Origin of the sequence: Polyangium sp. 15x6 (genome assembly GCF_029960785.1) — a bacterium.
In the GTDB taxonomy this organism is placed as follows: Bacteria; Myxococcota_A; Polyangia; order Polyangiales; family Polyangiaceae; genus Polyangium.
Window position 1 is genome coordinate 44444 of sequence record NZ_JASBQE010000066.1, and the last position, 23776, is coordinate 68219.

17 protein-coding genes are annotated in these 23776 nt (G+C 65.9%); 10 read left to right on the forward strand and 7 right to left on the reverse strand.

The window, feature by feature from the left end; all coding sequences use genetic code 11:
* The first annotated feature begins 71 nt into the window (after positions 1 to 71).
* Positions 72 to 974 carry a sigma-70 family RNA polymerase sigma factor gene (locus QHF83_RS35755; protein ID WP_282422513.1) on the forward strand — a complete coding sequence of 301 codons (903 nt, stop codon included), beginning with the start codon at positions 72 to 74 and terminating at the stop codon, positions 972 to 974.
* Positions 975 to 1001: 27 nt separating this feature from the next.
* Here the strand turns inward: QHF83_RS35755 and QHF83_RS35760 are convergent, their stop codons facing one another.
* Positions 1002 to 4097, reverse strand: a complete 3096-nt coding sequence (locus QHF83_RS35760; RefSeq protein WP_282422514.1) for an RCC1 domain-containing protein — start codon at positions 4095 to 4097, stop codon at positions 1002 to 1004.
* A 113-nt stretch (positions 4098 to 4210) separates the two neighbouring features.
* Entirely contained in the window at positions 4211 to 5653 is a 1443-nt protein-coding gene (locus QHF83_RS35765; RefSeq protein ID WP_282422515.1) for a hypothetical protein, read from the reverse strand.
* A 268-nt stretch (positions 5654 to 5921) separates the two neighbouring features.
* On the opposite strand from QHF83_RS35765, the gene QHF83_RS35770 reads away from it, so the two are divergent.
* The 3 genes from QHF83_RS35770 (at position 5922) to QHF83_RS35780 (ending at position 9941) form a co-directional block, all read left to right on the forward strand.
* Entirely contained in the window at positions 5922 to 9122 is a 3201-nt protein-coding gene (locus QHF83_RS35770) for a serine/threonine-protein kinase (protein WP_282422516.1), read from the forward strand.
* A 304-nt stretch (positions 9123 to 9426) separates the two neighbouring features.
* Positions 9427 to 9585 carry a hypothetical protein gene (locus QHF83_RS35775; RefSeq protein ID WP_282422517.1) on the forward strand — a complete coding sequence of 53 codons (159 nt, stop codon included), beginning with the start codon at positions 9427 to 9429 and terminating at the stop codon, positions 9583 to 9585.
* A gap of 83 nt (positions 9586 to 9668) precedes the next feature.
* A complete protein-coding gene (locus QHF83_RS35780; protein WP_282422518.1) occupies positions 9669 to 9941 on the forward strand; it encodes a hypothetical protein in 273 nt (90 codons plus the stop codon).
* Positions 9942 to 10201: 260 nt separating this feature from the next.
* Here the strand turns inward: QHF83_RS35780 and QHF83_RS35785 are convergent, their stop codons facing one another.
* Positions 10202 to 10957: a hypothetical protein gene (locus tag QHF83_RS35785; RefSeq protein ID WP_282422519.1), complete on the reverse strand. Its 756-nt coding sequence runs from the start codon at positions 10955 to 10957 to the stop codon at positions 10202 to 10204.
* A gap of 669 nt (positions 10958 to 11626) precedes the next feature.
* On the opposite strand from QHF83_RS35785, the gene QHF83_RS35790 reads away from it, so the two are divergent.
* Positions 11627 to 13966 (forward strand): VCBS repeat-containing protein, encoded by a 2340-nt coding sequence (locus QHF83_RS35790; protein WP_348980502.1) that lies wholly within the window; start codon positions 11627 to 11629, stop codon positions 13964 to 13966.
* A 348-nt stretch (positions 13967 to 14314) separates the two neighbouring features.
* Positions 14315 to 14980 (forward strand): DNA alkylation repair protein, encoded by a 666-nt coding sequence (locus QHF83_RS35795; protein ID WP_348980503.1) that lies wholly within the window; start codon positions 14315 to 14317, stop codon positions 14978 to 14980.
* Positions 14981 to 15057: 77 nt separating this feature from the next.
* On the opposite strand, the gene QHF83_RS35800 is transcribed toward QHF83_RS35795, so the two are convergent.
* A complete protein-coding gene (locus tag QHF83_RS35800; protein ID WP_282422521.1) occupies positions 15058 to 15462 on the reverse strand; it encodes a hypothetical protein in 405 nt (134 codons plus the stop codon).
* Here QHF83_RS35800 and QHF83_RS35805 point away from each other — a divergent pair.
* Entirely contained in the window at positions 15434 to 16669 is a 1236-nt protein-coding gene (locus tag QHF83_RS35805) for a cytochrome P450 (RefSeq protein ID WP_282422522.1), read from the forward strand. The genes QHF83_RS35800 and QHF83_RS35805 overlap by 29 nt on opposite strands.
* 504 nt (positions 16670 to 17173) lie before the next feature.
* Positions 17174 to 18493 (forward strand): hypothetical protein, encoded by a 1320-nt coding sequence (locus tag QHF83_RS35810; RefSeq protein WP_282422523.1) that lies wholly within the window; start codon positions 17174 to 17176, stop codon positions 18491 to 18493.
* A gap of 196 nt (positions 18494 to 18689) precedes the next feature.
* On the opposite strand, the gene QHF83_RS35815 is transcribed toward QHF83_RS35810, so the two are convergent.
* The 3 genes from QHF83_RS35815 to QHF83_RS35825 all read right to left on the reverse strand — a co-directional run bounded on the left by QHF83_RS35815 (position 18690) and on the right by QHF83_RS35825 (position 22224).
* Positions 18690 to 19469: a MerR family transcriptional regulator gene (locus QHF83_RS35815; RefSeq protein ID WP_282422524.1), complete on the reverse strand. Its 780-nt coding sequence runs from the start codon at positions 19467 to 19469 to the stop codon at positions 18690 to 18692.
* A 260-nt stretch (positions 19470 to 19729) separates the two neighbouring features.
* Positions 19730 to 21190 (reverse strand): amidohydrolase family protein, encoded by a 1461-nt coding sequence (locus QHF83_RS35820; protein WP_282422525.1) that lies wholly within the window; start codon positions 21188 to 21190, stop codon positions 19730 to 19732.
* Positions 21191 to 21765: 575 nt separating this feature from the next.
* Positions 21766 to 22224 (reverse strand): carboxymuconolactone decarboxylase family protein, encoded by a 459-nt coding sequence (locus QHF83_RS35825; protein ID WP_282422529.1) that lies wholly within the window; start codon positions 22222 to 22224, stop codon positions 21766 to 21768.
* An 80-nt stretch (positions 22225 to 22304) separates the two neighbouring features.
* Between QHF83_RS35825 and QHF83_RS35830 the strand changes: the two genes are divergently transcribed.
* Positions 22305 to 23165, forward strand: a complete 861-nt coding sequence (locus QHF83_RS35830) for a sigma-70 family RNA polymerase sigma factor (RefSeq protein ID WP_282422526.1) — start codon at positions 22305 to 22307, stop codon at positions 23163 to 23165.
* Positions 23166 to 23274: 109 nt separating this feature from the next.
* Positions 23275 to 23776 (forward strand): transposase (locus QHF83_RS35835; RefSeq protein WP_282422527.1); only part of this gene is annotated, 502 nt, incomplete at its 3' end.

The window sequence follows — 23776 nt, forward strand, 5'->3', positions numbered from 1 at the left end:
CTCGGTCGGGGCGCTGTACTGGAGCCCGTCGCTTGATGAAGGGTCGACCTCCTGGTAATGTTTGGTAATTCATGGTACCATCCCCCTCGCTCGCAGCCGTCTTCCTCGAGGTGCTTGGTGGCGCGTCCACGCGGACCGAAGCCGCAGCACCAGGGCTCGAAGCGAAGCTCTGCGCGATCCTCGAGGCGGCGCATACAGCGCATCCCGACATTCATGTGGCAGGTGAAACCTTCGCCCGCCACCTGGGGGGGCGCCTCTCCTCGACACACGAACCACTCGAGGTCCTCGGAACCCTGAACACCAGTGATCTCTACCTCGCTTGCGCGGCCGCGCACGGCAACGGGGCCGCCATCGCAGAGATCGAGCGCGGCTATTTTTCGTGGCTCCATGCAGCGATGGCGCGCGTCGCCGGGGTCGAGGACAGTAGCGATCTCGTCCAGCTCCTCCGTCAGAAGCTGTTTGCTGCAGAGCCCGATGAGCTGCCGAAAATCAGCGAGTATGCCGGAATCGGGTCGCTGGGCGCCTGGCTCCGGGTCACCGCCGTGCGCATGGCGCTCAACGCGCGGCGTGGGCGCAAGCGAGAGGCCGTGCACGTCAACGCGGACGACCGCCTCGATGGACTCGCGACCCACGCGTCCCCCGAGATGGAATATCTCAAGTCGCGCTACAGGAACGAGTTCAAGTATGCCTTCGAAACGGCGGTCGCAGCGTTGTCAGCGCGTGATCGGAACCTGCTACGTCTCCATTTCATCGATGGATTGAACATCGATCAGATCGGGGCCATCCACCGGGTCCACCGTTCGACCGTCGCACGGTGGATTGCGCAGGCGCGGGAGTCCATCCTCCTCGAGACACAACGCCTCCTCCGCGAGCGGCTGGGGCTCGACAACGCGGATTTCAACAGTCTGCTCGCCTTGGTCAAGAGTGAGCTCAACCTGAGCATCCACCGGTATCTGACGGATGCCGCGCAGTGATCTCGTCAGGGCTTCGGGCCGGTCGGCTCATGGACACGGGGTCCACCGCGTCTCCAAGGTGTAACTGTCGAGGAAAATCTTGCCGAATTTCGTCTCCGGGCTGCCCTCTGCATTGCGCGCGGCGACGACGCCTCTCACGCGACATCGCGCGGGGAACTTGTCCCCGGTTTTGCGAAAAATCACGTCGACGTTCATGGTGGCCCTGACGACCTCGCGGCCCTCGTACTCTTTTCTCCACTTGTCGAGGACGTAGGAGACCCGCACGATCTGAAGGCCACGAAACCAGGAATGAGCCCGCACGAGCTTGTCGATCTCGCGCAAGGTCGCGGGGTCTCCGCTCTCCGATGTCTCGACGTTCGCCGAAAGCTCGGCCTTGAACGCAGCCTCGCTCGGAACCTTGATGGTCACCGTCCCCTCGGCAAAGATCTCGGTGCGTTTCTCGTCCGCGAGCGTGAGCTTCAGCGTGTTGTCGCCCACGTGCAGCATGGGGATGATGCGCTTGTGGAACTCCTCCCAGGTCCGCGCCCAGGGTCGATCGCTCTTCAGGTTGTTCGCCCAGACCCCCGCATAGACGCTCGCCGGCATGCCCATGTGCGTATCGAACGCCTGCGGACCAACCCCGCCTTGAACCGGCGTGATCGAGTCGCCGTGAAGCTCGACACGGCCGAGCGCCCCGAAATCCGCACCCTGGATGATCTCATTGTCGGCACAGGCGGCGGGCTCGCCGTTGACCTCTGCGTACAACACGACGAATTTCGGGGCCTCCTCCCCGTAGGCCCCCCCATAGGCATGGATGTACAGCGGGTCTCCGAGCGTCCACGTGTCGATCGCGATCGAGGCGTTGCTGGCGTCCGCCTTCAGCGACTTGTTCGCGAAGAGGATCCGGCGCTGATACGGCGCCGCGACGACAGGAAAGCTCGACTCTTTGGGCTTTTTCGGCTCTTTCGCGGCAGCGGCAGCCTCGGGTGTCGCCGGCTCCTCCTCCGGGGCATTCGCCTCTCGAATGAGCTCAGCGCCACCGCGAAGGAGGTCAACGCAACCCGGTAGGCACCCGAGACTGACAGCGAGGAGGCAGCTATGCAGGACACGAGGAAGGAGACGCATCGCCGCCACGGTAGCGGAGCGTTGACGAAACGCTAGGCTCTTCCGCTTCCGCCGCAGCACGAGCAAGAGCCCAAGACCGATCCAAGGGGCCCCGGTCGCCGATCCGCTACCGACGACGCAGGCGCCGCAGCCACTCTCGCTGGAGGGGATTTCCCCGGTGTCCCCGCCGACGCCCGTGGTCGAGCTCGTCTCCATCATCCCGCCGGTCCCGGTCGAGCTGCTGCCGCCGACGCCGGTCCCGGTCGAGCTGCTGCCGCCGACGCCGGTCCCGGTCGAGCTCGCGCTCGACGTCGGTCCCTCGATCTGGCACTCGCCGCCGAGGCAAACCCCGCCTTCGCAAGGCGTGTTGTCCGGCTTGGGGATCGTTGAGCACACGCCCGTCGCGACATCGCAGGTGCCCGCTTCGTGGCACGGGTCCGGCGCTACGCACGTCACCGGGCTCGCGCCAACGCACGTGCCCGACTGGCACGTGTCTGCCTGCGTGCAGGCATTGCCATCATCGCACGACGTGCCATCGGCCTTCACCGGATTGCTGGAGCAAACGCCCGTCGCGGGGTCGCACGTGCCCGCTTCGTGGCACGGGTCGGGCGCAGCGCACGTCACCGAGCTCGCTCCGGTGCAGATGCCCGCCTGGCAGGAGTCCATCTGCGTGCAAGCATTGCTGTCGTCGCACGCCGTCCCGTTCGCCACGGGCACGGCAGCGCACAGGCCCGTGCCTGCGTTACAGGCAGCCATGGCGCCGCACGCCGGGGAGAGATTGAGATCGCTCGTTTGCACGGGCGTGAGTTTATCGAGGATCGTGCCGTCCCCGAGCTCGCCTTCGTTGTTCCACCCCCAGGCCCAGACCGTGCCGTCCGACTTCATCGCCACCGTGTGCCTGGGGCCCGCTGCCACCGCGGCGAAACCGGTCGGCGCCACCAGCTGCAGTGGCGTAGATCGATTGTTGGTCGTGCCGTCCCCGAGTTGACCGGAATCGTTTCTCCCCCAGGTCCATACCGTGCCGTTCGACCTCACCGCCACGGTATGGTCTTCGCCCCCCACCACGGCGGTCACGTTGTTCAGCCCGATCACTTGCACGGGCGTGTGACGCTCGATGCTCGTGCCGTCGCCGAGCTGGCCGGGGGCGTTCCACCCCCAGGCCCAGAGCGTGCCGTCCGACTTCAGCGCGACGCTGTGGAAGAAACCGGCCGCCACCGCAGTGACACCGCTCAGCCCGCTCACTTGCACGGGTTTGTCTCGGTAAGTGGTCGTGCCGTCGCCGAGACCACCGTGGCTGTTCTCCCCCCAGGCCCAAACCGTGCCGTCCGACTTCAGCGCAACGGTATGGTACCCTCCGCCGACCACTGCGGTCACGTCAATCAGCCCGCCCACTTGCACGGGCGTGTGACGATCGATGTTCGTGCCATCGCCGAGCTGGCCGTAGCTGTTCCACCCCCAGGCCCAGACCGTGCCGTCCGACTTCAGCGCAACGGTATGTTGCCGGCCTGTCGCCACCGCGGCGACGCCGCCAAGGCCGCTCACTTGCACGGGTGTGTGTCGCTCGAGGGTCGTGCCGTCCCCGAGCTGGCCGAATTGGTTGAACCCCCAGGCCCAGACCGTGCCGTCCGACTTCAGCGCAACGGTGTAAGAGGCGCCCGCCGCCACCGCGATGACGCCGCTCAGCCCGCTCACTTGCACGGCTGTGTGTCGCTCGAGGGTCGTGCCGTCCCCGAGCTCGCCGTTGCCGTTCCACCCCCAGGCCCAGACCGTGCCGTCCGACTTCAGCGCCACCGTGTGATTGAAGCCCACGGCAACGTTCACCGCCGCGCAGCGCGCCGGGTTCCCGTCGCAGTTACCCAGGCTGCCCGCGCCCGCCGTCAATGCCGCCTGCGCCTCGGCCGTTACCTCCGACGACGGACGCGCGGCCTGCCCGCCCCCGTCGCCTCCTGCGCCCATCCCCGGGGAATCGATGCCACAGGCCCCCGCGAGCAAAACGAGCGGCCCGAGCCATAGCGGGACATTGAATCGATGATTCTTCACGTGAGTTCCTCCTGGAAGCGTTTCGTCGCGAGGATCAGAGTGGTGTCTCCGCGAAGCCCGTGCGCCCGGGTGTGGGGCTCGACAAACCCAGCGAAGACATCGCCCGTCCGCATTCACTTCAGCACGACGGTCCCGACCGATGCCGTTAGCGACGTCACGCCGGAGCAGTTGCAGCCATTCAGCGTGTTGATGCGAATGCGACCGGCGCCGCCACCGCCGCCGCCCCTTCCCACGTACTCCGTGCCGCTCAGGCAGTTGTAGACGTAATCGTCCGCCTGCCCGTCTTGCCCGTTTCCGTCGCCCTTCGATCCCAGGCCGCCGTCGCCCCCGACGGTGTAACCCTGGAGGTCGCAACCCCAGCCGTCCTTGCCGCTGCCGCCCGAGGCCGCGGTCGTCCCGAGCTTCCCGGCCGAACCGGACGCGCCAATTCCGTGCATATTGCTCGAACCGCCGCCTCCACCGCCTCCATTGGCGGCAAGCGTCCCCTTCATGAGGATGCTGGGCGCTTCGAGCAGGATGGCTCCTCCGCTCCCGCCCCCGGCCCCCCCGAACATACCCCCCGAGGTCCCGCCCGGGGTCCCGCCCCCTCCCCCGGCGTTGATCCCGATTTCGATGGTAATCATCTGTCCGGCGCTGATTTGAAGCGCGCCGCCGCCCAGGCCGCCCTTGGACGCGCTATCCTGGCCGCTCATGCCCCCGATCAGCGGCACGATGGCGGGCGTCCCCTGCGTGGGTGCCGCCACGGCATTTCCGCCGGTCGTACCATAACTCCCACCGCTCGCCGACGTGCCGTCGACGTTGTCGTACGTCCAGCCCGTGCCCGCGCCCGGCATGACGTTGAGGGTCCCCACGGTGACGCTCCTGGTCGCGAAAATGGCGAGCGCGCGCTTGCCCGCGATCGTGAGCGAGTTGATCGTCAGCTCGTCGGCCCGGCAGACGCACACCTCCGGCGAACCGGCCGGCGCGACCACCTTGCAGTCGCCCAGCACCGAGGGAGTAATGCAGTCGGTCGAGGTGTCGAAGGTGCCCTGGGGCGCCGAGACCACGAGACCGTTCTTCTCGAGCTGCCCGAGGGTGTCGGCGTTGGAGGGTTCGAGCTCGCAGCAATGGTCCTCGCAGCAGCCCGCGGCGCCGCAATCGACGTCCATCGGCTGGTAGGAGCACGCCCCGTCCGCGCACGTGCCTATGGATGAATAGGTGCGGAGCGAGCCATCGGCATTGCAGGCGGGCGGAGGCGAGGCATCACAGGTCATCGACGACGAGGGGTACTTGCACGCGCCCTCCCAGCAGAGGCCCTGGCTCTCGTACGTGAGCACTGAGAATTCATCGGCGCACGCGGCTGGCGGAGGCTCGTTGCAGCTCTGCGTATCGCATCCGCCGCCGGCGCCTCCGGCTCCTGCCGCTCCGCCGCCGGCGCCTCCCGCTCCTGCCGCTCCGCCGCCGGAGCCTCCCGCTCCCGCGGTCCCCCCCGATGCAAAAAGACCATCGCTGCTCCCACAGCCGATCACCGGGATGGCCAAGACCGCTGCAAGGTAAAACCAACGTGAATCGTTCATCGTTCGTTCTCTTTTTCCAGGCGCAAGGACACGCACGCAGCGTCCGGCCCGCATGAGCGCGCGCCATACCCACACCACGCGCACGCAGTACTTTCGTCGGGAGCGCCACTCCAGATCTGGACAGCCGATGCCTCTCGCGCTGATGGACACCGACCTCGGCAACCTGTCGCAAAAAAATCTTCATCCTCCGTCACCTCCGGCCAACACAGGCGGAAAGATGGCAATTGTTGCGACACCCACCGCGCTGTAGACTCGTCGACGGCTCCCCATGGATTGTATCGACGCAAACACTGTCCTCAAGTTCGTTCGAGGTGTGCTCTCCGAGCAGGAGGCGACACGAGTCGAAGGGCACATCGATCGATGTGCAGAATGCCGGCGCGCTCTGGTGGAGTTCGCGCGCTCGTCCCTGTTCCCGGATGAGGTCGGTGCTGCTCCCACCACCGCTCCCCTCGGCGCGCTGGACAGCCATCATGCACCGATACCGGCTGCACTCCTACCGCGCGGTACGCTCGTCGGACGTTATCTTCTCCTCGATTGCCTCGGCATGGGCGGGATGGGCGTGGTCCACGCGGCCTACGACCCCGAGCTCGATCGCAAAGTGGCGCTCAAGATCTTGCGCCCCGAGGTCATCGAGCAGCTCGGCGTCGAGGGCTCGAGGGTGCGTATCCTCCGGGAGGCTCAGGCCATGGCTCGCCTTTCGCACCCGAACGTCATCACCGTTCATGATTGCGGCACGGTGGGAGAGCACGTCTTCGTCGCCATGGAGCTCCTCGACGGACAGACGCTCACGCAATGGATCCGCGAGCGCCCACGCAAGACACGCGAGGTGCTCGATCGCTTCGTGCTCGCAGGGCGCGGTCTCGCCGCGGCCCACGCGGCTGGGTTGATTCACCGTGATTTCAAGCCCGACAACGTACTTTGTGGGCATGACGGACGCGTTTGCGTGACCGACTTTGGACTGGCGCGCGCCACGCTGGGTACGACCCCAGGTCCGCAAGAGGAGAGGGACGAGGAAGTTCTCCCTGCTTTGGATGGCATGCAGCCCACGCGTCTGCTCGCCGCCAACCTGACGCGCAGCGGAGCATTGGTGGGAACACCGGCGTACATGGCGCCCGAACAAGTCGAGGGCGACTCGGTCGACGCACGCAGCGATCAGTTCAGCTTCTGCGTAGCGCTGTACGAGGCACTGTACGGCGAGCGCCCCTTCACGGGCGATACGTACAAGAGCCTGCTCGCGTCCATTTCGCGTGGCCTTCCACGCGCGGCCCCCAAAAGCCGGCGCATTCCGAAGCGCATTCACCAAGCCCTCCTGCGTGGGTTATCCGCGGAGCCAGCCGAGCGTTTTCCGTCAATGGATGAGCTGCTCTCGGCGCTCACCCACGACCCTCGCGCTCGTCCTCGCCGCATCGCGCTCCTCGCGGGCACGGCCCTGGCGCTCGGCGCGAGTGTCCTCTTCTCGTTCGCGCGCGAGAAGCACGCGGCAACGCCTCCCCGCCTGTGCCAGGGCGCCGAGCAAAACCTCGCCAGTGTCTGGGATCAGGCGCGAAAGCAATCGGTGCGTGACGCCTTCCTCGCCACGCGTGTGTCCTTTGCCAGCGACGCCTGGCAGGGCGTGGAGCGCGCCATCGACGCCTATACATCGAAGTGGGTCGCGATGCACACGGACGCTTGCGAGGCGACACACATGCGCGGTGAGCAATCCGAGTCCCTGCTCGACCTGCGGATGCAGTGCTTGAAGGACCGGCTCCAGGAGGTCAAGGCGCTCACCACCGAATTCCAGCGCGCGAATGCAAAGACGGTGGAGAAGGCCGTGGAGGCCGCGGGGAACGTGGCGCCCGTCGAGCTGTGTGCACGCACGGACCTGCTCACGATGCCTGTTCGGCCCCCCAGCGACCCGACGGCGCGCGCCAAGGTGGACGAGCTGCGCGTCCGTCTCGCCGAGGCCAAGGCGCTCACCCGCACAGGCCAGTACAAAGAGAGCCTCGAGCTCACCCGACAAATCACCGAGGAAGCGCGTCTGTTGGGATATCGACCCCTCGAGGCCGAGGCGCTTCTGGAACGCGGCATCCTCGAGCAAAATGTCGATGTCAAGGCATCAGCGCAAACGTTTACCGAGGCCGCCCTGGCCGCGGAAGCAGGCCGACATGACCGGGTGGCTGCGCGCGCCCAGATGGAGCTGTTCTATGTCACCGGAGCCCAGCAAGCGCGTTTCGATGAGGCGATGCCCATCAATCGCGCCGCGCGGGCAGCGCTGGAGCGACTCGGTGGAGACAAGGCGTTCGAGACGGATCTGCTCATGTACGAAGGACATTCCTTCAGGCAGCAGGGCGACATGATGCAGGCCGTTGACAAGTTCCAGCGTGTCCTCGAGCTACGGCTCGAGATGCTCGGACCAGGCGACATCAACGTGGCCAGGGCGCATGCAGAATTGGCCACTACGTATCTGAACCAGGGGATACGGTTCAATGAGGCCCACCATGCCCTTCAACAGGCACTCGATATTTATGTCAAGGACCTCGGCTCGACACACCCCCGGACCGCGGGGATACGGCGTCGGATCGCGGTGGCACTCTTTGGGAAGTGTCGATACGCGGAGGCCATAACATTACTCCAAAACGCGCTTCCGCTCACGGATCTGTCGTACGGGCAATACAACCGCGATTCTGGCCAAGCCCTGTTCCTCATCGGACTTGCACTCTTCGAGCAAGGAAAGGCGGAGGAGTCGATTTCTTACGTGAGCCGTGCCCTGGATATCTGGTGGAAGACGCACAATGGCGATACCCCAGCGATCGCGGACGCCATCCAGGTTCTCGGTCATGCGTACCGGTATACAGGCCAACTGGAAAAAGCGCGAGAATATTGCCAGAGGGCCCTCTCGATCACGGAAGCGAAAATGGGTAAGGAGAGCGCTCGGCTGGCCTTGGCGACGCATTGTCTGGCCAAGGTCGATACAGAGGAGAAGCTGTATGCGTCCGCGGCTGCTCGCTTCGAGCGTTCCATCCGGCTGTATGAGAAGGCATCCGCAGTCGAATCCCAGAACGACGCCATCGTTCGCCTCGACTGGGGAGACATGCTGCTCCGCGCCGACAAACCTTTGCAAGCGCTCCCGCATATCCAGCGTGCGCTCGGCATTATGGAGAAAGTCGGTGGTCATGAACACCCATCCCTTCCCGAGGTGCTAACTCCGATGGGGAGAGCCCTCCTCGCGCTGCACCGCCCCAAAGATGCACTTGCGCCGCTCGAACGGGCGCTCGCTCTCTGCGAGGGGCCGACCTGGGAGGGTCGTCCCGAGGTCCTCGCCAACGCACGTTTTTCTCTTGCGCGGGCCTTGTGGGAGGGCGGAGGCGATCGCGAACGCGCCCTCACGCTCGCGAATGCGGCGAAGGATGCCTTCGCCCGCTCCACGAAAGCAAACATCCCCGAAGCTGCCGAGCTCAATCGATGGCTCGCGACGCGACCGAGGCATTGAGCTCCTCATCCCTGGGCCCGGCAGTGCCCACGGCCAAGGACAAGTGCGTGTCACCTCCACGCACGCCATGGTCATCTCCGGCTATCGGGTTCGGCCGACGGGTACGTACTTTCTGCTACGCCCAGCTTCACGACCGCATGGCGATACTCCGTGAAGATGAGAGCTATGGCTTCCGTGAGCGTCGCGACGGGCAGAAAAAAACACACACGTCGTGACGAGTGCTCCTGAACGACCGCGCTCTCGCACATGCCCGATGCGCTGGTCTTCAAGAAAGACATCCCAGCCATTCGCGTACGGCTTCAGCGTGTTCGGCAAGATCGGCGATCGATTGAAGATCCGAATGGACGCGGAGATCGCGGGGAACCTGTTTCGGTCGAGGTTCATCTCCAAAGAGAAGCCGACGCGATGGCGCACGGAGCCAGTGACGGCGAACTTCGGTGCGTCGCTCCTCTACTGGTTCTGATCCAGGTCAGGTCACGGGCTCGCGGCAGCAGAACGTCGTCGCGTCCGCGAGGAGGACGTAGCCGACCGGTTCGCTGCCGTGCGGTGCAATGTTATGTCGACGATAACCCCGAGTGCCAGACCTCGTACGATTCCTGCCGGGAGGACGCCGTCGTCGGGCTTCAGATGCGCCCGGTCGACATGGCGTACCTCGAGGCCTGCTCGGCCCGCCGCATGGAATGCATGAATGCCTGGCCCGCGGACAGCTGCTACTCCACCCCCGCGCGGGAGAGCTGCGTGACGGAGGCGCAGGCGTGCCTGGAGAAGCCGTGCGGCGAGGTCGGGGCGTGCATCCTCGCGGCCTTCGACTTGAATTAGACCGACGGACGCGGCGCCAAGGCGCGAGCGGCCGAACCGGACGGCAGGCGACCGAGAGGCGGGGGCTCCGCGGGCAGCGCGGGAGGCAGCGCAACAGCCCCACCGGGTGGCAAGTAGCCTGCGGCGCCGGAGCGTCGACGACGGGCGTCCTGACAAAGACGGCCGGGTTTCCGTTGTCACCCGCATCGAGCTGCGGCTGGTGGAGCTCGGGAGTGGATGAGAGGTCGAAGGCGGAGAGGCGCTTGCGGCGCCTCACGGCCCTACGGCCCGATCCGAAACCCATTCTGCGCATACACGCCCGATGCCGGCGCCGCCGTGCCTTCGACGATCACCACGCCGTTCGACGCCGAGAAGCAGACCATCGCATTGCACTTGTCCCCACAATTGCCCTGCGCCGGCGGGATCGCGTGGCCGGCGCACACGATCGGGCCACCCGACGTCTTGGCCTCGCGCACGAACGTGTAGCCGTTCTCCTGGGTCGGCTCGAACGTCTTCGGCTTCGCCGCGTGCGTGGGGGGTTTGCGGAGCGCGGCGGTGATGGCAGCGTCGTCGGCGTCGGCGGGGAGGAACCACACGCCCTGGTCCGTGACGGCGACCTGCTTGGGGAGCACGTCGTCCGGAGACTCGTGAGCGCTGCTGTTGCGGCCGAGCGTGTATTTGAGCTGGGCTACGTCGGCCTTGCCCACCTTGCGCACGTTCCACGGCATGACGAGCAGCGTGTCGTCGTAGTCAGGCGCCCCCTTCGTGTGATTGAGCAGCGTCCAGCAGGCGCCGCGGCGAACGAGCGGGCCCCACACGGTGCTCTCGGTTTTCAGCACCGGCAGCGCCGGCGGGCATGCCATCTTCTGCCCCGCGGCGACGGGCGGGGGCGCCGCCGCAGGCGCGGCCGTGACGCTCGCGACGGGCACCGGAGACGCCGATGCCACCGTCGCCTCGGGCGCGCCGGCCGGCGGCTGAGGTTCGCCGCCACAGGCTGGGAGCAGAGCGAGGAGCGCGAGCGAGGTGCGAAGGTTCATATCGGGATGGACGATATCATTCGGTCCCGCCTCTCCCATGGATCCGGTCCCGGAAGCACGATTCCGTCGCGCCGCCGCGAGCAATGGCCTCCCGCGATCGGCCCCGCAGCCCTGCACCCCTCATCGCGGGGCCTGCAACGTCACTCCGCAGCAAGCGGTTTGCCATAGCCGCCTCAAGTGGCCGAAACTGCAGCTTGGCCGGTTACCTCCAAACTCTGGCCTGGCGCGAGATCGATTGCATCGTGCGTGGCGCACTTGCCGAACGGGGAGTCTCGTCAGAGACCGAAGCGGCAAACGAAGGGAAGTTCGATGCGATTCTAGGCATGCGCCTTTCGAGTGCAGACACTTGGCAACTGAAGGAGCTTACTCGGTTGCCCGACGTGCCCGCGCGTAAAAATCAGAAGGCGGTGAAATCGCCGGACGCTGAGGGTAGAAGCGAAGGCATGGGCGGAGGCCGAGAACGCCGTATGCGTCCTGTGCCCCCATTCTTCCGCTCCGGCGCTCGACCATGCATCTCTGCGTCTCGGCTTCGCCCTGGATCCGGGTCGAGGGGCGAACGGCCCCCGCGGGGTCCGGGGCAGAGCCCGGCGCGACGCTGAGAAGTCGTTCGCACGGACAGATATCGCATCGGTATTGACATGAGGCAAGCCCCGGCCGATCATGGCCGAAATGCGGTGCTCCTTCCGTGGCATAGGGATCTCGTTGCTGGCCATCTCCAGCTTGCCCGCAGTCGGCGCGACGGCCGGCGGGTGTGGCGGGTCGCAGGGGCACGTCGAGGATCACCAGGTAAAACCCAGCGCCACGGAGAGAAAAAGGCCATTCTGTCAGGGCAAGGCCGAAGGCACGGCATGCGACGACGGGGACCTGTGTACCGAAAGCGATACGTGTCGAGCTGGTGTTTGTCTCGGCGCACGTCCTGTCGTTTGCAACGGAGATGCGAGGTGCGTCGCTGGAGCGTGTGCCGCTCGTCCATGTAAAGGGACCCTGGGGCTCCCTGGGGTTCCGCTCGTGAACGTGGGTAATGACCCGCATTCCCTCGCGGCTGCGGATCTCGATGGCGACGGCGATCCCGATCTCGCGGTGGCGAACAAGGGCAGCAACACGGTGAGTGTGCTCTTCAATCATGGCAATGGCACGTTCGCGGTCAAGGTCGATTATCCCACGGGCAAGGCCCCGAGCTCGGTCATTGCAGGGGATCTGAATGGTGACAGCAAGCCAGACCTCGTCGCCGCGAACAGCGATGGATCCGAGGTCAGCGTCTTCCTCAACAAGGGTGACGGTACGTTCAAGGCCAAGGCTGATTCCCACGCGAGGTGGCACCCCTTCGCGGTGGCGGCGGCGGATCTCGATGGCGACCAAAAGCCCGACCTCGCCAGCGCGAGCAGCGACGGCGTGGCCGTGCTGCTCAATCGCGGCAATGGCACCTTCGCGGCCGGAGTCGATTACCGCGCGGGCTCCATCCCTTCGGCGATGGCTGTTGTAGATGTCAATCGAGACAATCAGCCTGATTTGGCGGTCACGAACAAGGACGACAACAGGGTGACCGTGCTGGTCAACAAGGGCAAGGGCATTTTCGACGACTGGGGAGACTTCGCCACGGACGCGGCCCCCGTCGCGGTCGCGGCCGCGGACTTCAACGGCGACGGCAAACAGGACCTCGTTGTCGCCAATTCGCTCGGCAAGACCGTGAGCGTGCTGCTCAAGAATCCGGGCGCCGGCTTCGCGGCCAAGGTCGATTACGCTGCGGGCTCGAACCCCCGCGCCGTCACGCCGGCGGATCTGAATGGCGATGGCAAACCCGACCTCGCCGTCGCGAGCGGGATCAGGGCAGGCGTTTTGCTCAACAAGGGGAATGGGACTTTCGGACCCATGATCGATCTCTTCACGAGCGGGCGTCCCAGCTCGGTCGCGGTGGTGGATCTGAACAGCGACGGAAAGCAGGACCTCGCCGTCGCCAATGAAGGCAGCAATACCGTGACCGTTCTGTTGGGCAAAGGCAATGGCGACTTCGCGACGATGGTCGATTACCCTACGGCCTCGGAGCCCGAAAAGGTCGTGATGGCAGACATGAACGGCAATCGCAAGCTCGACCTCGTGGTCGTGAATCGAAACAGCGTCGGCGTGTTGCTCGACAAGGGGAGCGACGGCTTCCTGCCCGTCGTCGATTATCCCACGGGCGCGAATGCGAGCGCGGTGGAGGTGGCGGATCTGAATGGCGACGGCAACCCCGACCTCGCCGTCGCGAACCACGACAGCAATACGGTGAGCGTGCTGCTCAATCAAGGCAATGGAAGCTTCGCGTCCGCCAGGGATTACACGACGAGCCATGGTCCTCTGTCGATCGCGGCGGCGGACGTGACGGGCGACGGCAAGCTCGACCTAGCGGTCGTGAACGGTGACAGCGGCAGCTTGAGCCTGCTGACCAGTCGACACGCAGGCGGCTTCGAGCTCGCATTCTATCACTCCACGGGCGCTCGTCCGGCTGCGGTTGCAGCCGCGGACTTCAACGGCGATGGGAGGGCGGAATTCGCGGTCGCCAACGCGGGCAGCAATACGGTGAGCATCGTGTCCACTGGCGGCCGTTGGGCGCGCCAGCGCGATTACCCCGCAGGTACGGGTCCCGCCGCGATGGCCGTGGTCGACCTGAACGGCGATGCGATGCTGGACATCGCTGTCGCGAATCAATGGAGCTCCAGCGTCAGCATATTGCTCAACGGCGACAATGGCGCCTTCGCGCCCAAAGTCGACTATGCAACGTGCCATACCCCGCGCTCGGTGGCGGTCGCGGACTTCAATGCAGATGGCAAACCCGACCTCGTCGTGGGAAACGGCTCGACGGCGAGCGTGCTGCTGAACAGCGGAAATGGCACCTTCGCCCCCAACGTCGATTACATGAGCTTGGGTGGCCTTACCGCGGGAGATATCGACGGCGATGGCAGGCCGGACCTCGCCGTCGCGAACCGTGATAAGCGCGGCGTGAGCGTTCTCTTCTCCACGTGCCTTCCGTGAAAGCCGGCCGAGCGGGTGCAGCGACACCTTCCCGGAGATCTAGCGCCGATATCTTGACGGTGACAGTGGACGACGGAAGAGAACACGACCAGGCAGTCTTCCTCGACGCGCGGAAAGAATGGCTTCGAGGTAGTGAACTGGCGTGACGGCACGAAGGGCCCTCTTTCCGCGTCGTTCGCGGCGATCCGCGTGCGCGTGAGCAGGTGTTACCCTGGACCCTCCTCTACATCCCTCTTGACGTGCGTCCCAGCACAGTCTTTGATGTCTCGACCGAGCTCGAGGACTGGCATGACCTAATCAAGCAGTTGTCCCGCATTCTCCGACTCGAGGAGCGCCACAAGCATGACAATGACTCTCGAGGATGCCCTCGCGCAGCTGAAATCTCTCGGCAATGAGAAGGTCCGTGCGCAAAACAAGAAACATGGCGCAGGGGACAATCAGTTCGGCGTCCGTCTTGGTGACATACGGAAGCTTGCCGCGAAGGTGAAGACCAGCCACCCGTTGGCCATCGCTCTCTGGGACACCGGGAACATCGATGCCCGGCTCCTGGCAATCCTTCTGCTCAAGCCAAACAACCTGTCTCGCGACGAGATGGATCGGATGGTGCGATCCGTCGAGTTTGTGCAAGTTGCGGACTGGCTGAATTCCAATGTCGTCAAGAACCACCCCGACAAGGAGTCTCTTCGCCAATCATGGATGCAAGATGATCACCCCTGGGCCGCCCGCGCCGGCTGGAGCCTGACGTCAGAGCGCATCGCTAAAAGTCCGGACGGACTCGATCTGCCAGCACTTCTGGACCGTATCGAGTCTGAAATGGGGAACGCTGCTTCGGAAGTGCAATGGACGATGAATTTCTGCCTTGCAGGAATCGGCATTCACTTCCCGAAGCATCGGAAGCGAGCCATTGCCATTGGCGAAAGACTGGGAATCTACCGCGATTATCCAGTTTCCAAGGGTTGCACCTCTCCGTTTGCCCCCATCTGGATCAACGAAATGGTGCGTCGGCAAAGTTGACCCATCGGGGACACGGTTGACCGCCGCACGGGAAGCGTGCTACGCGCCGAGGAGGCGGAAATCCTGGTTTATTCGTCCTACACGCGGCCGCGCCGCCCCAGGTGGGCCAACTCCCTCGCCCGAATCGCGTCCCATCGCGCCAGCCGTCGCGCCCGTCCCGTCGCCGCTCCAGCCCGCGCAGCCAGCGCCCGGCCTCCTTGACCATGTTCGGCGCGGCGGGCGTCGGCGTCGTTCACGCCGCCGAATTTGTCGATGAGCTGGATCTCCAACAGCGGCCGCTCGACGGTGTTGAGCACGGCGAAGCACCATTGCACCACCCGCGTGCGACCTGCGAAGTCGGCCGGGATCAGCCGGCCGGCCTTCTCGGCAAGAACGAATTGGTGATTCATATCACGAATCGCGCAGAGAATCGCGGTTTGACCTTGACCCAAGGTCAAGGTGCAGAGTGGCGGCATGAACGACACCACGTTGACGGTTCCCATCCCGCACGGCCTCCCCATGGAGCGCGATGCAGGCCCCTTCGACCCGCCCCGCCAAATCACTCGGCTACGCGAGGCTCGCCCTGTCAGCCCCATGGTCTTCCCCGACGGTCACGAGGGCTGGCTCGTCACCGGCTACGACGCGGTCCGAAAGCTCATGGCCGACACCCGGTTCAGCTCCCGCCAGGACATCGGCATTCTCCACGTGCCGTACGAGGTCCCCGGCATGCCCGCCATCACCGAACCGTCCCCGCAGGTGCCGGGCGTGTTCATCGCCATGGACCCGCCGGACCATACCCGGCTGCGGAGCAGGCTCACCGGCGCCTTCACCGTCAAACGCATGAAAATGCTCGAAGAGCAGATCATCGATATCGCCGAGCGGCAACTGGACGACCTTTCGCGCCTTCCCCCGCCGGTCGACCTGGTCAAGGAGTTCGCGCTGCCGGTGCCCTCGCTGGTGATCTGCGAACTGCTCGGTGTCCCCTACACGGACCGGGGGACCTTCCAGGTCAACTCCGCCAAGTTCTTGGAGAAGGACATTCCGCTCGACGAAAAGATGGCCGCGTACGGCGCATTGACCACGTACCTTTCCGAACTGGTCACGCGCAAACGTGCCGCCCCCGGCGAGGACATCCTGTCCGACCTGGCCCGCCATGACGACCTCACCGTCGAGGAGCTGACCGGCATCGCCTTCCTGCTGCTGCTCGCGGGCCACGAGACCACCGCCAACATGCTGGCACTGGGCACCTTCGCACTCTTGGAGCACCCCGAGCAGCTCGCCGAACTGCGCGCCACCCCGGATCTGCTCCCCGATGCCGTCGAGGAACTCATGCGCTACCTGTCCGTTGTCGACATCCTCTATCGCTACGCCACGGAGGACATCGAACTCGGCGGTGAAACAATCCGCAAGGGCTCGACCGTCGTTGTCTCCATGCTGGCCGCCAACCGCGACCCCCAGCGCTTCGACAACCCCGACACCCTTGACATCCGCCGTAAGACCCGCGGTCACCTGTCCTTCGGCCACGGCTTCCACCACTGCCTCGGCAACCAACTGGCCCGCATCGAGATGCGTGCCGGTTTCGAGGCACTGCTACGTCGCTTCCCGACCCTCGAGCTCGCCGTCCCCGCCGGCGAAGTGAAACTCAAGACCAACATGCAGATCTACGGCGTCCACGAGCTGCCGGTCACCTGGACGGAAACGGCCCGGTAAAACCGTCCGCCGAGCGCGTGGCCTGTGTGGGAACGCGCCTTTAGGGCCTGTCTTGTGGATCATTCCGGTGGGCGGCGAAGTACCAACGCAGGTCCACAAGACAGGCCCTAAGCCCCGCGGCCGCGACCCAATCCGTGCGCTCAGTCCTCGTCAACCGCGCAGCGCCTTGGCTTGGGCTCGCCATGGTCGCCGTGGGCGTGGGGACCGCCGTCGCGCAAAGGCGGCGTCAGGGCTAGCGCCGAGGAAACGCCTCGAACACCCCGCTGGATCGCGCGTCCAGCCTGCATCCGCGGCGCTGGCATGACCTGCGTCATGCGCGCATAGGGCGCAGCCCGTACCATTTTGCGGGATAGGCGCCTGGTAGCAATATGATCTCGCGTACAAAACCCCTGGCGACGTTGCGGGACTGCCGAGGAGCCTCCGTGGACATCGCACACGGCCGGGCGCAGGCGTGCGCGTCGGATCCCGTCCTCATGGAAGAGGCCGGCGAAAGAGGTGACTGCAATGCGTTGGAATAGACTTGCAGCCGTGCTGTTCACGGCGACGATCGCCGCTGCTTCGAGCTGCGAGAGCAGTGAGCCCGAGCCCGTCGACGAGGCACAGCAGCCGGTCTGCAGCAAGGAGGACCCCGTCGTCGAGGACGCGCGCGTGGCCATCAACAATGGGCGACAAACCTTCCGGTTCGATACCTTCGGTGACGAGGCGTTCTGGGGCGGCCAGCTTCGATTGCACGAAACCATCAACAACCTGACCCCCGTCCAGGCGCTCGGCCTCGGCCTCAAGGTGGACGTCGAAGCATTGCCCAAGCCGCTCCAGCTCAAGATCAAGAAAGGCCAGGTCGACCTCAACTCTGCGGCGACCACGCTCGCGCTGCTCAGGTTGAACGCGGTGGTCGGCGTGACCGGGTTCTTCGACGGGAAGGACACGCTCGTCTCGGTGGGCATTCAATGCGCGCTCTGCCATTCGACCGTGGACGACTCCTTCTCTGCTGGCATCGGCAAGCGCCAGGACGGCTGGCCAAACCGCGATCTGAACGTGGGCGCCATCATCGCTTCGGCGCCCACTGTGGCGCCGCTCGCCGACCTGATCGGGCTCACCGAGGCCGAGCTGCGTACGGTGCTCGTGAACTGGGGCGTCGGAAAATTCGACGCCGAGCTGATTCTGGATGGTAAGACCGAGAACGCGACCGGAGGTTCGGCGGCCACGCTCATCCCCGCGGCGTTCGGCCTCCCCGGCGTCAACCTCCACACGTATACGGGCTGGGGCTCGGTCACGCACTGGAACGCGTTCGTCGCGAATCTCGAGATGGGAGGGCAAGGCATTTTCTTCGACCCACGTCTCGACGACGCGGCCAAGTTCCCGATCGCCGCGGCAAATGATTTCGACGATGTCCGCGATCCTGTGGACCGCATCACGCCGAAGCTCGCGGATTTGCATTTCTACCAGCTCGCGCTCGAGGCGCCGAAGCCACCTGCCAACACCTTCCAGCCTGCGGCAGCCAAGCGTGGCAAGGACGTCTTCAACGACCCGCAGAGGGGGGATTGCGCGCGCTGCCACGTGCCGCCGATCTTCACCGAGCCCGGGTGGAACATGCACACGCCGGCGGAGATCGGAATCGACGCCTTTCAGTCGAACCGATCGCCCGACGAGCGCTACCGGACCACACCGCTTGGTGGGCTCTTCACGCGGAAAAAAGGCGGCTTCTATCACGACGGTCGCTTCGCCAACCTCGGCGAAGTGGTCGACCACTACGAGTCCGTTTTCAACCTGAACCTGTCGCCAGGCGACAGGGCCGACCTCATCGAGTACTTGAAGTCGCTCTGACCGGGGCTCGGAGCGGGGCGACCGCTCCCCCACTTCCGCTTCGTCGAACCCTCAGCCCATCACGGCGCCAATCGTCCGTGTCCTCCACGGCGCGCGAGCCCCAACGCGATCGCGCCGGCCCGCTCGTCGGCGGTGGCCCCTCCTTCGTGGCGCTCGCGCGTTCGATGGCCCGGCGGTGGCGGCCGATCGGCCGCCGTCATTGATTCGGAATGGGCACGCCCGCGGAGCGGAGTTTCTTCTCGACCAGCTTCGTCAGCCTCGCCCAGGCCGGTGCCCGGTTTTTCCCGTAGCGGCTGATCATCCCGTACCGGGCGTCGGCGTCGTCGCTGCGGCCTTGGAGGCTGGTCAGGATCGCCAGCAGCCCGGGGTTTTCGAGGAAGTGATCGACCGTGGCGTTCGCGAGCTCCTCGATGCGCGGGTCGTCCGGCGCCCAGGCCGCGGCCTCCCAAGAGCGCTTGGACAACTCGACGAACTTGGTGTCGCCGAGTGCGCGCTCGACCTCGGTGAGGTAGTCGTCGAAGCCTTCAGGGACCAGCGCCCTGGTCAGCACCAGGCCGTCCCGGATGGCCGCAATGTTCTCGGCGCTCAGCCCGAAGTCGGGCAGCCGGTCCAGGAACGCACGTGCCCGGTCGGGCAGCAGGACGCCGTCGCCGTCGGCGAGCCGGTGCAGCATGTCGCGTCGGGCGATCAGGTCCTCGATCCGTTCGGTGAGGCGCCGCTGGACGTCGGCGATGGCGGCGGCGAACTGCTCGGCGTCGGCGTCCAGCATCGGTCCAATCTCGGCCAGCGGCACACCTGCGGCGGCCAGCGTCCGGACCTGGACCAGCCGGAGCAGCTCGGCCGATCCGTATCGTCGGTAGCCGGAGCTGTCGCGCCGTGGTTCGTCGACGAGCCCGTGCTTGTGGTAGTGCCGCACGGTCTTCACCGTGACCCCGGCGAACGCCGCCGCCTGGCTGATCGTGACGCCGTTGCTCATCGGCTCAGCCGACCCGCTGCTGGTAGTGCGCCTTGTCTTCGACCGGCACCATGCCGGACCAGGCCTGGTTTGCTGAGTTTGTCGCGTTCGTGGTGTTCACCCGATATGCATGAACTCTGACCCAAGGTCAAGGTCAAGCCCGCGAAGAGCGGGCGACGGCACCCCGTCTTCGAGCGATGAGCAACGGGAAAAACCTCCCCCTCGCTGCGGGTGTCGCGGGCTTCTGGCCGAGCCTTCCCAGGACAAATCCGTCGCGCGATTCACACCGTGTCCGTGTGACCGGCGCAGCCGTAGAAGTGACGGATGGCGCGATCGAGCTGCGCCGCCGCTCGCTCATCCGGTGGCGATGCGGCCCAGGACGCACGCGCCTCCGCGACGAGTTCAGCCTCGAGCCGCGCCCGATCGACCGTGACGCACAGGCCATCCTCGACGAGCACCCGGCCGCCGACGATCAGCTGCTTGATGTGCTTGCGGGTCGCCCGGGTCAGGAGCGTCGCGACCGGGTCCTGCGCGGCAGAGAGCACGTCCGTGGACATGGCCGCATGGTCGAGCACCAGCAGATCGGCTGGCGCGCCAACGATCAGCTTGCCGCCACCGTCATCGCCACGGACCGCGCGCCGGCCATCCACCGCAGCCGCCCGGAACAGCCGCTCGGCCGAGAGCACGTCGTCGAGGCCAATGCCGCGGTGATGTAGCCACACGAGGCGCATTTCGCGGAGGATGTCGTCGTCGTCCTCCATCGGGTTCGCGTCGAGGCCGATGCCAAAGGCGAGGCCCCGGCGGATGAAGCGCTCGACCGGAGCGATCCCCGACCGCAGGCGAAGATTCGACGACGTGTTGACGGAGACGACGACACCGCGCTCGGCAAGCAGCGCGCATTCGTCCTCCGTCAAGTAGATGCCGTGCGCGATGGAAAGCCGCGGTGACAGGAGGCCGAGCTCGTCCAGCCGGCGGACGATGCCGCCCGGGTAGGCGGCATCTGCCCATTCTCGCTGAAAGCGGGTCTCGAGCAGATGCATGTGTACGCGGCGGCCCGAGAGCGCGGAGGCCTCGGCAATGGCGGCGAGTGAGGCGTCCGAGACCCACTGCGGGCCAACCGGGCAGTACTGGACGGAGAAACTCTCGTGCGCCAGAGCGGCGATCTCGTCGACGAGGTGCAGGTAGTCGCCGATCGATCGCCCGGTACGGAGACGGGCTTCGAGCCGGCTGCGGAGGGACGCGTCGGCCAGGTCCAGGAATCGGGCCTGATCGCCATAGACGAGCGGGTTCCGGTCTTTGAAAGGTACGGCGAAGGCGACGTGAATGCCTACATCGTGCGCGGCTCTGGCGACCGCTTCGGCTTCCTCGAGGAGCGCGCTCTCGTCCTGCGGATTGTGGGCGTGGTTGGTCGCAGCGATGCCGCCCTCGGCCATCCGGGCGAAGGCGACGGCGGCGCGACGATAGGCCGAGACCCTGGGCTCGCGCCCAAGCGTCGGGAGCCAGGTCTCGAGCGCATCGTCCAGCGCGCCGAAGGCAAACGGCCGGAGGCCCCGGCCGTGATCGTGCGCGTTCGAGGGCGCTGCGATCGCTATCGTGCCACAAGGCCCGCCGCTGAACGCGTCGAATGCCGCGATCCGTCCGCCTTCGATCCGAATCCGCGCCGGTCCCGACGCGGGCTCCCGTCCTGGATCGGCCAGAACAGCGTCCACGTCGACAGCAGCGATTTCAAGTGTGGTGCTCATCGCTCGTACTCCCTATGGTGGAGGATCCACGCCCCTGAAGGTAGCGCGGCGAGTTTGTCGGGGGAAGGCTCCGGTCCGCCCGCGGGCCTACTCGACGCTCCAGTGTGATCTGCGGCAGCAGAAGGTGGTCGCGCTGTTCTTGTTCGGCGACCCCGACCCCTTCGGCGCCTCGCCGGAGTTCGAGCACGTGCCGTGAACGTACGTCGCGCCCGTGACCGACTTTGGCGCTCGTGGTCGTAGTTGTCCGGGCACGGCTCCAGCACGCCCTGGCCGTACACGCAGTAGAGAAACTCGGGGCCGGCATCCCTGTCCACATTGTCCAGCGGATGGCGGGTCACAAGCACCTGGCGACCACGCAGAGGTACGTCCACTTTCTCAAGGCGGACCTCGAAGAGGCCGCTCGGCGACCGGCCCACCGCGACCCCCAAGGCAAACGGCCAAGGCAACAGCAAGGCAACGGCGGACGCCCTTCCGAAGGGGTCGGCTCGGCCTGAAAACTGGCCTTAGGGCCTCTCCCGACCTGGCCCGGACACAGGGGGGAAGGCAATAGGTAGCGTTCGCAAGAATTCCTACCTTCACCAGCTCTGAGCGCCCGCGACCTGCCGTGTCGTGACATTCACGCGGTTGAACATGTTGACGAGCGCGATGTGGAGGACGAGCTGGGCCAACGCTTGTTCGTCGAAGTGGCGTGCGGCCTCGTTCCAGACGTCGTCGGGGACGGCGTCGGCGCGGTCGGCGAGGCGCGTCTCGGCTTCGGCAAGCGCGAGTGCCGCGCGCTCGGCTTCCGTGAAATAGGGGGCATCCCGCCAGCCGGCGAGCACGATCAGGCGATCGTCTGGCTCGGCCGCCTTCTTCTCCTGACGGGCATGTATGTCGAGGCACACAGCGCAGCCGTTGATCTGGCTGATGCGCGCATGGACCAGGCCGAGCGTTCGCGGCGGTATCTTGCCGTTCTGCAGGCTCTTCACGAGCGTCATGATGGGCTGCATCGCCTCCGGAACGAGCGTCGCCGGGTTCTTCAGTCGTGCTTGCATGATAAATCTCTCCTTACTGGTCACATCCGGGCGCGCTCGCCCGTCACTGATGTGACGAATCGCAGAACGAGGACGTGACGGTGACGAACGAAAAAAATCTCATCGGCCTTTTCGAGGAGAGCCAGCCGCATCTCCGCGCGGTGGCGTATCGCATGCTGGGATCGCGTAGCGAGGCCGATGACGCGGTTCAGGAGACATGGCTTCGGCTGTCGCGAGCAGAGACGAGTGAGGTCGAAAACCTTCGCGGTTGGCTCACGACCGTCGTCGCGCGGGTGTGTCTCGACATGCTGCGTTCGCGGAAGGCCCGGGCGGAAGATGGCGACGTCGTGCCGGAGGAGGCGACCTCGAATGCGGAGGATGAGGCCGTGCTGGCCGATTCGGTCAGCATCGCCTTGCTCGTGGTCCTCGAGACGCTCGAGCCCGTGGAGCGGCTCGCGTTCGTGCTTCACGATTTGTTCGGCGTGTCGTTCGATGAGATCGCGCCGATCGTCGGACGTTCGGAGGTCGCCGCGAGGCAGCTCGCGAGCCGGGCGCGGCGGCGCGTGCGTGGCGCGCCCGAACGCGATGAGGCCGAACTTGCGCGACAGCACGACGTCGTCAAGGCGCTTCTTGGCGCGCTTCGAGCAGGCGACGTCGAGGCCGTCGTCGCCGTTCTCGATCCGAACGTCGTCGTCCACGGGGGCGGTGCGGGCGGTCGGGCGCGCGAGATCCGAAGCGTGCGAAACTTGGCCAGGTCGGCTGTCGCGTTCGCGAGGACGGCGCATGCATTCGACGCCGTCGAACCCGCGCTCGTCGACGGCGCCGTCGGCGCAATCTACGCGTCCGGCGGCCGGCTCTCACGCGCGGTCCGGTTGACGTTCGGCGAGGGGGTCATCACGCGCATCGACGTCATCGACGACGAAGACGGGCTGAAAACGCTCGAGATCGCGACACTCGGCTGACGCGGCTGTCGCGGACGTGGAGTCGCTCGACAACGACGCGTAGTCGACGTTCACGGCGTCGGCCACGGCGTGGTCGTCATCCATCACGAGGTTCACGCCGATCGCCGGCGTGAAGACGGCGCTCGTGTGCACGGCTATTGTGCGGTTGCGACGAACCCGCCGAGCGCACGCCGGCGCGGCGAGCATGCGCGTGCCGCGCACGTGGCGCCTGCCATGGGCGCGGATGGTCGTCCAGACGGTGGAGATCGAGCGACTGGCGCGTCTCCTTGCACCGGGCCATGAGGCGCTCGTGCAGGGCGCCGCGGGCAACGAGAAGCGGCATGCGCTGCGGGCGAACGTGTCGAGGCCGATCATCGACCGAATCAAGGAATTCGCCGAGACGACGGTCGTGGTGCCTGGGAGCGGCCTCGACAAGGCGATCCAATACATGGTGGGCATGTGGAGCGGACTCACGCGCTTCCTGGTGGATCCGCGCATCTCGCTGGGTAGAGTCGAGCGCTGGCGCGGTGGCCGTAGGACACGGGGAGTCGCCGTTTCCGGCTGCTTTCGCGTACGTCGCCGGTGCCTCAATCCGTGCCGTGACTCCGTTTCCAGCGCCCGCTCGTCGAACC